This is a genomic window from Streptomyces sp. f51, assembly GCF_037940415.1.
In the GTDB taxonomy this organism is placed as follows: Bacteria; Actinomycetota; Actinomycetes; order Streptomycetales; family Streptomycetaceae; genus Streptomyces.
Map to the genome: position 1 here is coordinate 98,289 of NZ_CP149798.1, position 14,753 is coordinate 113,041.

The 14,753-nt window shown below is 70.8% G+C and carries 10 protein-coding genes and 1 tRNA gene; 5 read left to right on the forward strand and 6 right to left on the reverse strand.

Features of this window, described 5'->3' with window-relative positions; all coding sequences use genetic code 11:
• Positions 1–14 precede the first annotated feature (14 nt).
• The gene (locus WJM95_RS00440) at positions 15–1,667 is read left to right on the forward strand and encodes an FAD-dependent monooxygenase (RefSeq protein ID WP_339127394.1); all 1,653 of its coding nucleotides are present in this window, start codon (positions 15–17) and stop codon (positions 1,665–1,667) included.
• 34 nt (positions 1,668–1,701) lie between these two features.
• Here the strand turns inward: WJM95_RS00440 and WJM95_RS00445 are convergent, their stop codons facing one another.
• Positions 1,702–2,154: an NAD(P)H-dependent oxidoreductase gene (locus WJM95_RS00445; protein WP_339127395.1), complete on the reverse strand. Its 453-nt coding sequence runs from the start codon at positions 2,152–2,154 to the stop codon at positions 1,702–1,704.
• A gap of 204 nt (positions 2,155–2,358) precedes the next feature.
• Here WJM95_RS00445 and adhE point away from each other — a divergent pair, with 204 nt between their 5' ends.
• The 3 genes from adhE (at position 2,359) to pflA (ending at position 8,281) form a co-directional block, all read left to right on the forward strand.
• Complete coding sequence (gene adhE, locus WJM95_RS00450) at positions 2,359–5,049, forward strand: bifunctional acetaldehyde-CoA/alcohol dehydrogenase (protein WP_339127396.1); 2,691 nt, start codon at positions 2,359–2,361, stop codon at positions 5,047–5,049.
• Positions 5,050–5,101: 52 nt separating this feature from the next.
• On the forward strand, positions 5,102–7,366 hold the full coding sequence (gene pflB, locus WJM95_RS00455) for a formate C-acetyltransferase (RefSeq protein ID WP_339127398.1): 2,265 nt from the start codon (positions 5,102–5,104) through the stop codon (positions 7,364–7,366).
• A gap of 90 nt (positions 7,367–7,456) precedes the next feature.
• Positions 7,457–8,281: a pyruvate formate-lyase-activating protein gene (gene pflA / locus WJM95_RS00460; RefSeq protein ID WP_339127399.1), complete on the forward strand. Its 825-nt coding sequence runs from the start codon at positions 7,457–7,459 to the stop codon at positions 8,279–8,281.
• Between the two features lie 224 nt (positions 8,282–8,505).
• Here the strand turns inward: pflA and WJM95_RS00465 are convergent, their stop codons facing one another.
• The 4 genes from WJM95_RS00465 to WJM95_RS00480 form a co-directional block, all read right to left on the reverse strand.
• Positions 8,506–9,099 (reverse strand): hypothetical protein, encoded by a 594-nt coding sequence (locus WJM95_RS00465; RefSeq protein WP_339127400.1) that lies wholly within the window; start codon positions 9,097–9,099, stop codon positions 8,506–8,508.
• A 142-nt stretch (positions 9,100–9,241) separates the two neighbouring features.
• Positions 9,242–9,315: transfer RNA gene (locus WJM95_RS00470), tRNA-Met, on the reverse strand.
• A gap of 86 nt (positions 9,316–9,401) precedes the next feature.
• Positions 9,402–9,833 carry a hypothetical protein gene (locus tag WJM95_RS00475; RefSeq protein WP_339127402.1) on the reverse strand — a complete coding sequence of 144 codons (432 nt, stop codon included), beginning with the start codon at positions 9,831–9,833 and terminating at the stop codon, positions 9,402–9,404.
• Between the two features lie 201 nt (positions 9,834–10,034).
• Positions 10,035–12,185 (reverse strand): DUF1996 domain-containing protein, encoded by a 2,151-nt coding sequence (locus tag WJM95_RS00480; RefSeq protein ID WP_339127403.1) that lies wholly within the window; start codon positions 12,183–12,185, stop codon positions 10,035–10,037.
• Positions 12,186–12,546: 361 nt separating this feature from the next.
• On the opposite strand from WJM95_RS00480, the gene WJM95_RS00485 reads away from it, so the two are divergent.
• Positions 12,547–13,776 (forward strand): SpoIIE family protein phosphatase, encoded by a 1,230-nt coding sequence (locus WJM95_RS00485; protein ID WP_339127404.1) that lies wholly within the window; start codon positions 12,547–12,549, stop codon positions 13,774–13,776.
• A 135-nt stretch (positions 13,777–13,911) separates the two neighbouring features.
• On the opposite strand, the gene WJM95_RS00490 is transcribed toward WJM95_RS00485, so the two are convergent.
• On the reverse strand, positions 13,912–14,550 hold the full coding sequence (locus WJM95_RS00490) for a hypothetical protein (RefSeq protein WP_339127405.1): 639 nt from the start codon (positions 14,548–14,550) through the stop codon (positions 13,912–13,914).
• Between the last annotated feature and the right edge of the window lie 203 nt (positions 14,551–14,753).

The following is a 14,753-nucleotide window of genomic DNA, read 5'->3' on the forward strand; positions in this document are numbered from 1 at the left end:
TACAGGGAGGCTCCGTGGCGCACACCTTCGGAACCGATATCGTGGTGGCGGGTGCGGGCCCGGTGGGTCTGACCGCGGCGGCGGCACTGCGCGGACGCGGGGTCCGCTGCCGGATCGTGGACCGCCTTCCGGCCCGGCTCCCGTACGCGAAGGCGGTGGGCGTCCAGCCGCGCACGCTGGAGATCTGGGACCACATGGGGCTCACCCGCACGGTGCTGGAGGCGGCCGTGCCGATGTACGGGCAGCTGGCCTACGTCAACGGCGCCGAGCAGGCCCGGATCGACCTCGTCCTGCCGCCCGACGTCCCGTACGGATTCGCCGCGTTGCCGCAGTACGAGACCGAGCGCATCCTCGAAGCGCATCTGGCGCGGTTCGGGACCGGGATCGAACGGGGCAGGGAACTGGTCTCGTTCGGCCAGGACCCCGACGGGGTGACGGTCGCCCTGCGGTCGGCGTCCGGGGCCGAGGAAGAGGTCAGGGCGCGCTATCTGGTGGGCTGCGACGGCGCGCACAGCCTCGTACGCAAGCAGTTGGGGCTTTCCTTCGAGGGGAGCGCGTTCCCGGAGGAGTACATGCTCGGGGACGTCGAGGTGGACTGGGACATGCCGCCCGGCTACGGCGTCCGCGCCATGCACAAGAACGCCGACGGCGCCGTGGACGACCTGCTGGTGTGCATCCCGCTGCCCGGCCCGAACCGGTACCGCATGTCGATGACGGTCCCGCCCGAACTCTCCGCCGCGGGCAAAGGGGACGGACCGGGTGAGCCGGGGGACGGCGTCGTCCACGGTCTGGAGGCCGGCCACGGGCCCGCGCTCGCCGACATCCAGGCGGTCATCGACCGGCTGTCCCCCCGGCCCACGACCGCCTCCCGTCTGCGCTGGTCATCGGTCTTCCGCATCAGCCACCGGATCGTCGACCGCTACGGCGACGGCCGGGTCTTCGTGGCGGGCGACGCGGCGCACATCCACCCGCCGACCGGCGCCCAGGGCATGAACACCGGCATCCAGGACGCCTGGAACCTGGCGTGGAAGCTGGCCCTCGCCATCGAGGGCGGCGCCGACGACGGTCTGGCGCGGAGCTACGACGCCGAGCGCAGGCCCGTGGGCGAGGAGGTCGTCCAGCGCACGGTCCGCCACGCGACCCAGGGTATTCAGGCCGACCCCGCCGACCCGGCGACGCTCCTGCTGCGCGAGGCCCAGCTCCTCGTCGGCTATCGCGGCAGCCCGTTGGTGGGCCCGGCCTCGGAGGGGCCCGGACCCCAGCCGGGCGACCGCGCGCCCGACTGCGCCGGCCTCGCGGCGCACATCGCGGCCTTCCCGCTGCGGCTGTACGACCTCCTGCGCGACCGCGGGCACACGCTGCTGGTGTACGGGGACGGCGAGGCGCGGGGCGGTCAACTCGCCGAAGCGGCCGCCGAGTTCTCCGGGGGACGGGTCGGCACCTGCGTGATCCGGCCCTCCGGCACCGCCCTGGAGACCTCGTTCCCGCCCGTGTACGTCGACACGCTCGGCGCATTCGCCCGCCTCTACGGGGTCTCCGACGAACCGGTCGCCTTCCTGGTCCGCCCCGACGGCTACATCGGCGCCCGGCTCTCCCCGCCGACGTCCGCACAGCTGACGGCGCAGCTCGCGCGCACCTTCGCCCCGGCGGACTCCGTCACCGGGTGACGGCGCAGGCCCGTTCCCGCCTCAACAGCCTTTCTCAGTCCATCAGTCGGGCCGCGAGGGCGGCGCCGAGTTCCCAGCACGCCTCGATGTCGCTCTTGCCCGGCTCGCCGGTCACCCGCACCGCCTCGGCCGCGCGGCGCCAACCGAGGCCGGTCGTCACGGAGTCGATGCCGCGCACGGCTCCCATGACGTCGTTCCCGCCGTGGACGTAGTAGCCGAACGGGCGTCCGGCCGTCGTGTCCAGGCAGGGGTAGTAGACCTGGTCGAAGAAGTGCTTCAGCGCCCCGGACATGTAGCCGAGGTTGGCCGGGGTGCCGAGCACGTAGCCGTCGGCGGCCAGCACGTCCGAGGCGGTGGCCTCCAGCGCCGCCCGCCGCACCACCCGGACGCCCTCGATCTCCGGCGCCGTCGCCCCGGAGAGCACGGCCTCGAACAGGGCCTGGCAGTTGGGCGACGGCGTGTGATGGACGATCAGCAGCGTAGGCACACCCCGCACCCTGCCCCGCCGCCCGCCGTCACCGCAAGCACCGACGGGACGAGCCCCCGTCGGCACCGTCCGTGACGTGCGGCGCACACCCGGGAGGCGAGGCTCGGCCCGGCTGCACGATCGGACGCTCGGTGCAAGGCTTGAAGTAATCCGGAGCCGCTGGAGCCCGGCTGTTTCGGCACACCTCGACCGAAGGGTGATCCGATGACAAGCCGCCGAAAGAAGGACGGCCAGCACTCCTCCGGGACCGGCGCAGCCGCCGCACCCTCCCCTCGATCCCAGTCCGCCGGGGTGGAGCAGGATGTCGACGAACTGGTGGCGCGCGGCCTGGAGGCATTGGAGGAATACGCCGACTACACACAGGAACAGATCGACCACATAGTGAAGAAGGCCAGTCTGGCCGCGCTCGCCGAGCACACACGGCTCGCCATGATGGCGGTCGAGGAGACCGGGCGCGGCGTCTTCGAGGACAAGGCCGTCAAGAACATCTTCGCCTGCGAGAACATCACCCACTCGATGAAGGGCGTGAAGACCGTCGGCGTGATCCGCCGCGACGACATCGACGGGATCGTGGAGATCGCCGAGCCGGTCGGGGTGCTCGCCGGGGTCACTCCCGTCACCAACCCCACGTCCACCACCATCTTCAAGGCCCTGATGGCGCTGAAGACCCGCAACCCGATCATCTTCGGCTTCCACCCCGCCGCGCAGAACTGCTCCGCCGAGGCCGCCCGGATCGTCCGGGACGCGGCCGTGCGGGCGGGCGCCCCGGCCCACTGCGTGCAGTGGATCGAGCGGCCCTCGAAGGACGCCACCAGCGCCCTGATGAACCACCCGGGAGTCGCGTCGATCCTGGCCACGGGCGGCAACGCGATGGTCAGGGCCGCCTACAGCTGCGGCAAGCCCGCGCTGGGCGTCGGAGCCGGCAACGTACCCGCGTACATCGAGAAGAGCGCCCAGATACGGCGTGCGGTCAACGACGTGGTGCTGTCCAAGACCTACGACTACGGCATGGTGTGCGCCTCGGAGCAGGCCGTGATCCTGGACCGGGAGATCCGCGACGAGGCGATCTCCGAGTTCCGCAAACTCAAGGCGTACACGGTCAACGACCATGAGAAGGCGCTCCTGGAGGCGTATCTCTTCGGCGTCGCGGCGGACGAGCAGGGCGGACGGAACTGCGCGGGCGCGCAGTTGAACGCGGACATCGTCGGGCAGAGCGCCGTCGCGATCGCCGAGGGGGCGGGCTTCGAGGTGCCCAAGGACACCTCGGTGATCCTCGCCGAGGTGTCCGAGGTCGGCGTCGACGAGCCGCTGACCCGGGAGAAGCTCTGTCCGGTGCTGGCCGTGCTGACCGTGGACGGCCGGGCCGACGGGGTACGGCTGGCGACCGAGATGGTGGAGTTCAACGGTCTGGGCCACTCGGCAGCCGTGCACACCGAGGACGCGGCCTTCGCCGAGGAGTACGGGCACGCCGTCAAGGCCTGCCGGGTGATCTGGAACGCGCCGACCTCGCAGGGCGGGATCGGTGACGTCTACAACGCGTTCATGCCGTCCCTGACGCTCGGCTGCGGTTCGTACGGCAGCAACTCGGTCTCCGGGAACGTCACCGCGCTCAATCTGATCAACATCAAGCGGATCGGGCGGCGGAACAACAACATGCAGTGGTTCAAGATCCCCTCGAAGATCTACTTCGAGCGCGACTCCGTCAAGTACCTCGCCGACATGCGGCGCGGCAGCCGGGTCGTCGTCGTCACCGACAAGACCATGGTGGAGATCGGCCACCTGGAGCGGATCCGCACCGTGCTGCGGCGCCGCAGCACGCCCACCGAGGTCCGGGTGATCGACAACGTCGAACCCAACCCGAGCATCGACACCGTGCGCGCGGGCGCCGAGATGATGCGTCACTTCGCGCCGGACACCATCATCGCCCTCGGCGGCGGTTCACCGATGGACGCGGCCAAGGTGATGTGGCTGATGTACGAACACCCGGAGGTCGAGTTCGGGGACCTGAAGGAGAAGTTCTTTGACATCCGCAAGCGGGCGTTCACCTTCCCCGACCTGGGGCAGAAGGCCGACCTGGTGTGCATCCCCACCACCTCGGGCACCGGCAGCGAGGTCACGCCGTTCGCCGTTATCACCGACACCGCGACCGGGCAGAAGTACCCGCTGGCCGACTACGCGCTGACCCCGAGCGTCGCGATCTGCGACCCGGCGCTCACCACGCACCTGCCCAGGGACATCACCGCGGACTCCGGCTTCGACGCGCTCACGCACTGCCTGGAGACCTATGTCTCGGTGTACGCCAACGACTTCACCGACGGCCTCGCGCTCCAGGGCATCCGGCTGATCTTCGGCAACCTGGAACAGGCCGTGCTGAACGGTCCTGACGACCCCGTGGCGCGGGAGAAGATGCACAACGCCGGCACGATCGCCGGCATGGCCTTCGGGTCGGCGTTCCTCGGCGTGGTGCACGCCATGGCGCACACCCTCGGCGCGACCTTCCACGTCGCCCACGGCCGCACCAACGCGCTCCTGCTGCCGCACGTGGTCCGCTACAACGGATCGGCGCCGACCAAGGTCACCAGCTGGCCGAAGTACCACGAGTACATCGCCCCCGAGCGCTACCAGGACGTCGCCCGGATGCTCGGCCTGCCCGCCGACACCCCGGAGGAGGGGGTGGAGTCCCTCGCCCACGCCCTGGAGGAACTGCGCGAGAAGGTCGGCATCCCGAGGTCGTTCAAGGACGCCGGGGTCGACGAGGCCGCGTTCCTCGACGCCCTGCCCGAGCAGGCGATGAACGCCTACGAGGACCAGTGCGCGCCCGCCAACCCGCGGCTGCCGATGCTGGCCGACATGCAGGAACTCATGCGCCGCGCCTACTACGGCGACCCGGTGTGAGCCCCCGTACGAACGGCACGCCATCGACCGACCGAGAAGGAGTCGTACTCCGATGACCACGCAGCAGCAGCGGCCCGTGCGCAGCGCCTGGGACGGCTTCCGGGGAGGTCTGTGGCGGGACGAGATCAACGTGCGGGACTTCATCCAGCAGAACTACACCCCGTACGAAGGCGACAGCTCCTTCCTGGCCGGTCCCACCGAGCGCACCACGGCCGTGTGGAAGAAGATCACCGATCTGTTCCCCGAGGAGCGCGCCAAGGGTGTCCTGGACGTGTCGTACGACGTCCCGTCCACCATCACCGCCCACCCGCCGGGGTGGATCGACCGCGACAACGACCTGATCGTCGGCCTCCAGACCGACGCCCCGCTGAAGCGGGCGATCATGCCCTACGGCGGCTGGCGGATGGTGGCGGGGGCGCTCCAGACGTACGGCTACCCGGTCTCGCCGGAACTGGAGAAGGTGTTCACCCAGTACCGCAAGACCCACAACGCCGGGGTGTTCGACGCCTACACGCCGCAGATCCGCGCGGCCAGGAAGGCGGGCATCGTCACGGGCCTGCCCGACGCCTACGGCCGGGGCCGCATCATCGGCGACTACCGCCGGGTCCCGCTGTACGGCGTGGACCGGCTGATCGAGGCCAAGCAGGAGGAGAAGGCCGATCTGGACGCCATGCCCCGCGAGGCCACGCGCCTGGAGGAGGTGATCCGCGAACGCGAGGAGATCTCCGAGCAGATCAGGGCGCTGGGCGAGCTGAAGGAGATGGCCGCCTCCTACGGGTCGGACATCTCGGGTCCGGCGAGCACCGGCCGGGAGGCCGTGCAGTGGCTGTACTTCGCCTACCTCGCGGCGGTGAAGGAGCAGAACGGCGCGGCGATGTCGCTCGGCCGCACGTCCACGTTCATCGACGCCTATCTCCAGCGGGACATCGACGCCGGGCTCCTCGACGAGAGCGCGGCGCAGGAGATCGTCGACGACTTCATCATCAAACTCCGGATCGTACGGTTCCTGCGCACCCCGGAGTACGACGAGTTGTTCTCGGGCGACCCGACCTGGGTCACGGAGTCCATCGGCGGCATCGGCACGGACGGCCGCACCCTGGTCACCCGTACCTCCTTCCGGTATCTCCAGACCCTGTACAACCTGGGGCCCGCGCCCGAGCCGAACATGACGGTGTTCTGGTCGCCGGCGCTGCCGCAGGGCTTCAAGGAGTTCTGCGCGCAGGTCTCGATCGACACCTCCAGCCTCCAGTACGAGTCGGACGAACTGATGCGTCCGCGCTTCGGCGACGACACCGCGATCGCCTGCTGTGTCTCGGCGATGGAGGTCGGCAAGCAGATGCAGTTCTTCGGCGCCCGGGTCAATCTCGCCAAGACCCTGCTGTACGCCATCAACGGCGGCCGGGACGAGAAGTCGGGCGCCCAGGTCGGTCCCGAGACCGGGGCGATCACGGCCGGGACGCTGGACTACGACGAGGTGGTGGCCCGCCTCGACCGGCAGATGGAGTGGCTGGCCGAGACCTATGTCCACGCCCTCAACGTCATCCACTACATGCACGACAAGTACGCCTACGAGCGACTGGAGATGGCGCTGCACGACCGGGACATCCGGCGCACGATGGCGTGCGGCATCGCCGGTCTCTCGGTCGCCGCGGACTCCCTGTCGGCGATCAAGCACGCCCGAGTGACGCCCGTGCGGGACGAGACCGGGCTGGTCGTCGACTACCGCACCGAGGGCGAGTTCCCGGCGTACGGCAACAACGACGAGCGGGCCGACTCGATCGCGGTGTGGCTGGTCGAGGAGTTCATGCGCAAGGTGCGCAAGCACCCCACCTACCGGGGCGCCGAGCACACCCAGTCGGTGCTCACCATCACCTCGAACGTGGTCTACGGCAAGAAGACGGGCAACACGCCCGACGGCCGTCGGGCGGGCGAGCCGTTCTCCCCGGGCGCCAACCCGATGAACGGGCGTGACACCCACGGGTACGTCGCCAGCGCGCTGTCGGTGGCCAAACTGCCCTACGAGCAGGCGGAGGACGGGGTCTCGCTCACGAACACGATCACGCCCGACGCGCTGGGGCGCACCCCCGAGGACCGGATCCGCAACCTCGCGGGAGTCCTGGACGGCTTCGTGACCTGTCAGGGCTTCCACATGAACGTCAACGTGCTGAACCGGGACACGCTGATCGACGCGATGGATCATCCGGAGAACTATCCGCAGCTGACCGTGCGGGTCAGCGGTTACGCGGTCAACTTCGTGCGGCTGACGCGCGAGCAACAGCTCGACGTCCTGAGCCGTACCTTCCACGGGTCGCTGTAGCCGGGCTCGTCCCCCGGGGGAGCGCGACCGCCGCGCTCCCCCGGGGAACCGTGAGGACGTCAGGAGGCCGGGAGGCCGGAAGGATTGATCATGTCCCTGATCCAGCCGGGTGAGCTGCTGCCCCTCATCCCCGTCAGCACCGACACCCCCGCCGAACAGGCGGCCACGCTGCGCGGGACCGGCCCGGTCAGCGGTTCCGTGCACTCCTGGGACCTGTCGACCGGCGTGGACGGACCCGGCACGCGCTTCGTCGTCTTCGTCGCCGGCTGTCCGCTGGCCTGCCTGTACTGCCACAACCCCGACACCCTGCGCATGCGCAACGGCAGACGCACGACGGCCGACAAGGTCGTCGAGGAGGTGAACAAGTACGTCCCGTTCATCCGTGCCGCGGGCGGCGGCTTCACCATCAGCGGCGGCGAACCGCTGCTGCAACCGGACTTCACGGGGGAGATCCTGCGGCTCTGCCACGAGGAGCTGGGCCTGCACACCGCCCTGGACACCTCGGGCTTCCTCGGGGCCCGCGCCTCCGACACCCTGCTGGCGGACGTCGACCTGGTGCTGCTGGACATCAAGTCCTGGGACCGCGAGCTGTATCTGCGCCTCACCGGGCGGCAGCTGGAGCCCACCCTGGCCTTCGCCCGCCGTCTGGCCGAGCTGCGCAAGGAGGTCTGGGTCCGTTTCGTCCTGGTTCCGGGGCTGACCGACGCCACGGAGAACGTGGCGGGTGTCGCCTCGTTCGCGGGGTCCCTCGGGAACGTGACGCGTGTCGACGTCCTGCCCTTCCACAAGCTCGGCACGGCCAAGTGGGAGGAACTGGGCCTGGAGTTCACGCTCGCCGACACCCCGGTCCCGACCTCGGCCCAGGTCGCCAGGGCACGCTCCGTCTTCACCTCGTACGGTCTCAACGCGGTGTGACCAGGACCCGGCAGGGGAGCCACTGAACGGCTGATATGCTCATCACAGAGCGCGCACCGAGTACTCGGTGACGAGCCAGGCGTTGGTGGTCCAAGGAAAGACGCCCCGCTTCCTGCGGGGAAATGCAGGTGCAAGGCCTGCCCGGCGCTCCGTGAACACCGCCTCCGGTCATCGACCGGAGGCGGTGTTTTTCGTGCGGTCCCGGACCGCGCGCATCGCCCCCGTCAGTGCCCGGGGACCACGAGGTCCGCCCGCTCCCGGGGCCGGGTCGTGCTCACGTAGTGCTCCTCGGCCAGGCGCCAGCGGGCCTCCCAGTCGAGGGGGCCGTGGTCGTCCCCCCTGGCCCGGAGCCGGCGCATGGACTCGTCCGCCGGGGTGTCGACGTACACGACCAGGTCGTAGTGGTCGGCGAGTTCGGGCCGGGCGGTGTACACGCCCTCGACGAGGACGATGCCGTCGCAGGTGACGGCGCACAGCTCGTCGGTCACCAGGGAGCCGGTCGGCCAGTCGTAGCGCCGGTAGTGCGCGTGATGGCCGGTGGCGAGCGGGGTGAGGACCTCGTCGCGCAGCCGCTCCCAGTCGAAGTAGCGGTCGTAGCCCTGGGCGGGGGTCAGCGCGGCGCGTTCGTCCGGGTCCATCGGACGGTAGAAGTCGTCCCCGTGCACGACCGCGGCACCGGCGAGCCCGGCCACGGCCGAGGCCAGGGTCGACTTGCCGGATCCGCCCATGCCGTCGACCGCGATCAGCACCCGGCCCGAGCCGCCGCGGGCGTGGGCGGCTGCCACGACGCGCTCCGCGACTGTTTCGATCTTCGTCATGGGGTGATTGTGTCGGCGTCAACCACTTCGCCTCCGCCGAACGGGCACACTCGTACGTTCCGACGAAATGCCGGTGCCCGGCGGTCTGGAGCAGAGCACGACAGAGGGGCCGACAGATGCTGTCGGCCCCTCTGGTTTCGAGTAGCGGGGACAGGATTTGAACCTGCGACCTCTGGGTTATGAGCCCAGCGAGCTACCGAGCTGCTCCACCCCGCGTCGTTGAACCCAACTCTACGTCATCATTCACGGACCCACGACCATGATCGCCCGTCGGCGGGCGATCAGGCCGTTTCGAGGGCACGTCACACGTCGGTGGGCAGACCGCTCACCTCGGCGATGCCCCGCAGTTCCTCGTCCTGGCGGTGCCGCTCCCCGATGAAGTCGGCGATCTCCCTGCACCGCTCGGGATCGTCCGCCGTGCCCGAGTCCGTGACGACCCGCACGACGCCGATCTCCTCGGTCTCCAGCTCGACGATCCGGTTGTCCAGGCGTCCCGTGACGGCCACGGCGACCACGAGGGACGCCTCGTCGCGAACCTCCTGCGGGACGCTCTCGGGTTCCTCGCCGTCCAGACACAGTTCGATCGCTCCCACCCTCTCCTCCCTGATCGCTTCGAGTACGGGCTCGACCATGCGCAGCAAGAGCGCGTAGTCCGCCGGAGCCATACGCAGGCGGAGCATTTCGAGGTACAGGTCGAGGGGCCGGTCATCCGGTGCCTGCTCTGATGCGTCCATGGAGCTTCGCCTTCCCCAATGTGGACGACATGATCGCGTCTTCCACCAGCATGCTGTGAATCGGCGCACACCGCCGGTCGAGACGGCCGCCCTAAACACGGCCGAGGGGGCCCGTGCCCTGTCCTCACAGGCCACGAACCCCCTTCAAACTCGTCCGTCAGGACGCGTCCGCCGGACTCGTCCGTCCGGGTCCCGTCCCCGTCACCCGTAGGTGCGCCGGATGCGGTAGAGGACGAAGACGCCGGCCAGGACGAAGATCCCGCCGATCGCGCCCGGCCACAGGTTCGCACCGGTCTCGGCGAGGCCGCCGGTCCCGACCGCCTGCGGCTCGACCCCCGAGGTGGCCGAGGGGTAGCCCCCGGCCGCGGGCTCGGTCTGCGCGGGCGTGCCCACCTCGCCGCCCTGGTCGGCGCCCGGGGTCTCCTGCGCGGCGGACGAGCCGTCGCCGGCCGACGAGGTCACGTCGGACTTGGGCTCGACCGTGGCGGGAGGCGCGTCGCCGCCCGCGGGCTCGGTGCCCGGCGACCCGGCGGTCGGCTCGGCGCTCTGGCCGCCGCCGTTGTCGCCGGAGCCGGTGCCGTCCTTGCCGCCGGTGCCACCGTTACCGCCCTTGCCGCCGTTGCCGCCCTTGCCGTCGGACGGGTCGTCCGCGGTGGGTGCCGGCTGCTCGGAGGGGTTCCCGGAGGGGTTCGGGTCCGCCTCGGAGGGGTTCGGGGCCGCCTCCGAGGGGTTCGGCTCGGCGCTCTGCGTGGGCTTGTCGGTGGCCGGAGGGGTCTCCTGCTGCCCGCCACCGTTGCCGTTGCCGCCGCCGTTGCCGCCGCCATTGCCGTTGCCGGCGCCCGCGCCGCACTTCTTGCCGCTGTTGATGCAGTCGACCATCTCGTTCATCAGACTCTCGTCGAAGACGTTGATGAAGTCGCCGTGGTCCGTGACCGGCTTGTGGAGGTTCTCCGGGAAGGAGTCCACCGCGAACAGCGGTGACGTACGGCCGCCGTCCTGGAGGCTCGGGGCGTTGATGGCGTAGACGATGCGCTGCACCAGCTGCGGGATGGCCTTGAAGCCGCCGGGGCAGTTGCCCTGGGCGTCCGCGAAGGCCACATGGGTGCGGTGGTTGGCGCTGTCGATGTTCGCGCCGTCCCAGCAGCTCTGGAACTTGAAGGTGCGCACCACGTCACTGCCCTGCGGGCAGAGCGGGTACTTGTCCTTCAGCTGCCGGTCCTCGAAGCCGGTGCAGCTCCAGGAGGCGTTGGCGTTGGCGGGGCCGTTGACGAACGCCTTGGCGTCACCGGTGATGATGCGCAGCAGGCGGGGCATCGCCGTGACCTTGCTGCGCGGGTTGCCGACGAAGGTCAGCGTGACCTGCTTCGGCGTGACGATCTGTCCGGCGTTGCCCTCGGTCCCGCCTCCGGGCGAGCCCGCGTCGCGTTCCTGCTTGCCGTTCTGGAGGCGCACCACGGGCCAGTAGTACGAGGACTTGTCGCCCTTGTCCTGGCAGGAGGTGTCGGCCTTGGCCAGGTCGTCGTCGCTGGCGAACGCGGTGTTGGACTGGTTGCCGACGTAGTCGTGGAAGTGGTGGGCGCCGTTGCTGACACCGGGGGCCACGATCACGTTGTCCGAGTTGAACAGTCCGTTGGCGTTGACACCGCAGCTGGAGACGAACTCGCCCCGGGAGGCGTCGGCCTGGGGCTGCGCGTTCTGCGCGTTGGGCTGGACGGACTTGATGTCGGCGTAGTCGCCGGCCACGGGGCCGTTGCCGGCCGGCGGAGTGCCGCCCTGCTGGCCGCCCTGGTTCTGGGCCGTGCCGCTCGGACTCGGGGACGCACTCCCCTGGTCCTGCGGCGAGGCGCTCCGGCCGTTGTCCGCGCCGGTGCCGGGCTGATTGCCGGAGGGGCGCAGGATGCAGGCGGCGAAGGCGTCGAGCCCGCTCGGCGGGTCGCCCGCCGCGTCGATGGCGGCCACGATGCGGCCGATCGACTCGGCCCGTTTGTCCTTCAGCGGAATCATCACCGCGTCGGCGCCGCTGTCGCCGCTCTGCTGCATCTGGTCGGCGCTCGCCTGGAGTTGACGGTAGGCCTCGGCGATCTGCTGGTCCAGACCGGCGAGTTCCTTGTCGACGTCCGCCTTGGCGGCGTCCGGGACCGTCTTCAACTGCTCCCCGACGTCAGGACAGTCGATCGTGGCGGAACCGGCGGACAGGACGTGAACGCCCGTCGGGTCGCCCCCCGTCCCGGTCTCGGTCGCCGATGCGTAGACGTTGACTGCCAGCAGTCCGCCTCCGCCCAGGATCAGTGCGAAAGCGGCAGAGGTCGCGCGGCGTGCGCCCGTGGGGCGTCTTCGCGTGTTGCGTCCCAAGGTGGTGCTCCTACGCTTCGTGGTCGGCTCGGCATGGAAATCCCCCGGCCCTATACGCACACGGCTCGCGTTGTGTTCAAACGTCTTCGGGATTCACAGTGACCCCGTACGGAGCAACTGGCCGAGAACGCTTCGGCGGTCACCGGAGACCCCCTCGCGCCGCGCTCCCCGGCCACCGGTCGGCGCCCCACGCGCCCCCGCGGTTGCGCCGGGCGCCGACCGGTGGCCTGATGGGAGCACTGCACCACGGGTACGCCCTGACGTGGGCCCCGGTCGTGTCCCGGGCCGGTGGGACAGGGCAGGGTGCTCCGCCGCATCGACCGTGGGCACGGCCAGGGCAGCGGCGTGAGGCGGTGAACCGGTGACGGGAGCGGAGATCGACTTCGGCGCTGTCTTCCACGCCCTGCCCGGCATGGTCGCGCTGCTCACCCCGGACATGGTCTTCCTCGACGCGAACGACGACTATCTGAGCAACTCCGGGCGTTCCCATGAGCAGTTGGTGGGCCGCTATCTCTTCGACGTCTTCCCCGACCGGCCGGGCGATCCCGCCTCCACCGGGATGCGGAACCTGGAGGCCTCCTTGCGCCGGGTGGTGGAGACCGGGCAGCGCGACGCCATGGCACTCCAGCGGTACGACGTGGAGTCCCTCGACCGGCCGGGTGTCTGGGAGGTGCGGTACTGGAGTCCGGTCAACGCGCCCGTGCTCCACCCGGACGGCACGGTGGCCCTGGTGGTCCACCGGGTGGAGGAGGTCACCGAGTTGATCCGGGCCCGTGGCGGTCTCGACCGGGACGACCGCAGCCCGGTGCTGGAGGCCGAGCTGTACACGAGGGCCAGGGAACTCCAGGAGCTCAACGAACGGCTGCGCCGCGCCCACGCCCGCGAACGGGAGGTCGCCGTCGCCCTCCAGGACGCTCTGCTGCCCTCCCCGAACCAGCGCGGGCCGCACCACGCGGCCGTGCGCTACCGGCCGGCCACGAGCTCGCTGAACGTGTGCGGGGACTGGTACGACCTGGTGGCGCTGACCGGGGAGCGGATGGCGGTCGCGGTGGGCGACGTGGTGGGGCACGGGCTGTCCGCCGCCTGTGTCATGGGGCAGCTGCGCAGCGCCCTCAGCGCCGCGTCCCGTGCCGCGACGGGTCCCGCCCGGGCGCTGGAGGTGCTCGGACTGTACGCGCGCTCCGTGGAGGGAGCCGAGTCCACCACGGCGGTGACGGCCTGGATCGACTGGAAGGCCAACACCATCACGTACAGCAGTGCCGGACATCCTCCGCCGGCGCTGCTGCGCGGCGACGGGAGCGTGGAGTTCCTGGACGGGGCGACGGACCCGCCGCTGGGGGCCCGCCCGGAGCACGTGGAGCGCCCGGAGGCCGCGACGGGCTTCACCCCGGGCGACACGCTGGTCCTGTACACCGACGGACTGATCGAACGCCGCACCGAGGACATCGACGTGGGCCTCGGCCGCCTGGCCACCGCGCTGGCCCACCACCGGCTGGCCGAACCCGAGGCCCTCGCCGACGCGCTGCTGACGGACCTGCTCCCGCCCGGCGGCATGACCGACGACACGGCCCTGGTGATCCTCCCTCTGTGAACCCGCCCGGCCGCGACGTCCGGTGGTGGCGGGCGCGGTGGTGGCGGGCGAACCGCGAAAGACGCACGGCGGACGGCAGGCGGCAGGCGGCAGGCGGCAGGCGCAGGCGGCAGGCATCGGACGGCACGGACGGCGTCACACGATGCAGCTCGCCGGGGTGAGGCGGTGGGCGCGGACGACCGCGAGCACGCATCCGGCGATCAGGACCGCGACCAGGGTGGCCGAACCGCGCAGCGGCCCCTCCGTCACCGGGCCCCCGGCCAGGGCACGGGGCGGTATGCGGCCCTGCGGGTCATAGACGACGGCGAGCACGTCCCCCGGCCTGGTGGTCCGCCCGCATCCCCGCCGGATGCGGACCTTGAACGGTGCCCCGTCAGGGCGCACGACCGAGCACCGGTAGCCGGGGCGGTTCGCGCCCTCCTGCCCGCCGCCCTCGACGGACGTGACGACCATGGGTGCCACCCGCTCCCCGTCCGCGGGCACCACGTCCGCCGCCGCCCGCGGGACCTGGAGGGCGAGGCACACACCGAGGGCCGCGACGACGCCGACCAGCGCCCTCCCCGCCCGCAGGCGGACCAGGTGCAGGACGAGGACCCCGGCGCACACGAGCCCCGCCTCGCCGCTTTCGAGTACGGGGATTCCGGTGCGGTCGCCGACGACCCCCGCGCCCACGATCGACCCGGCCCCGAACACCCCGGTGAGGATCCCCTCCCCCACCAGCCTCCGGGGCGGCCACCCGGCGAACTCGGCGGGCCCCCACACCGTGCTGCGCACGTACTCCGTCAGGTCCGGCTCCTGGACGGACGGAGGACGATCCCACCGGCGCATAGCTGTACCACCCCCAGCAACGTTCGTCATCTGACAGCGGCTCGTATCCTGCCGCCCGGGTGCCTGCCGCGGCCCTGCCTCCGCCCGGAACAGATGCCGTGGACAACGTTGCCGGAAGTCGGCAGCGAAGCACCCCTGCGAGCGTCAGG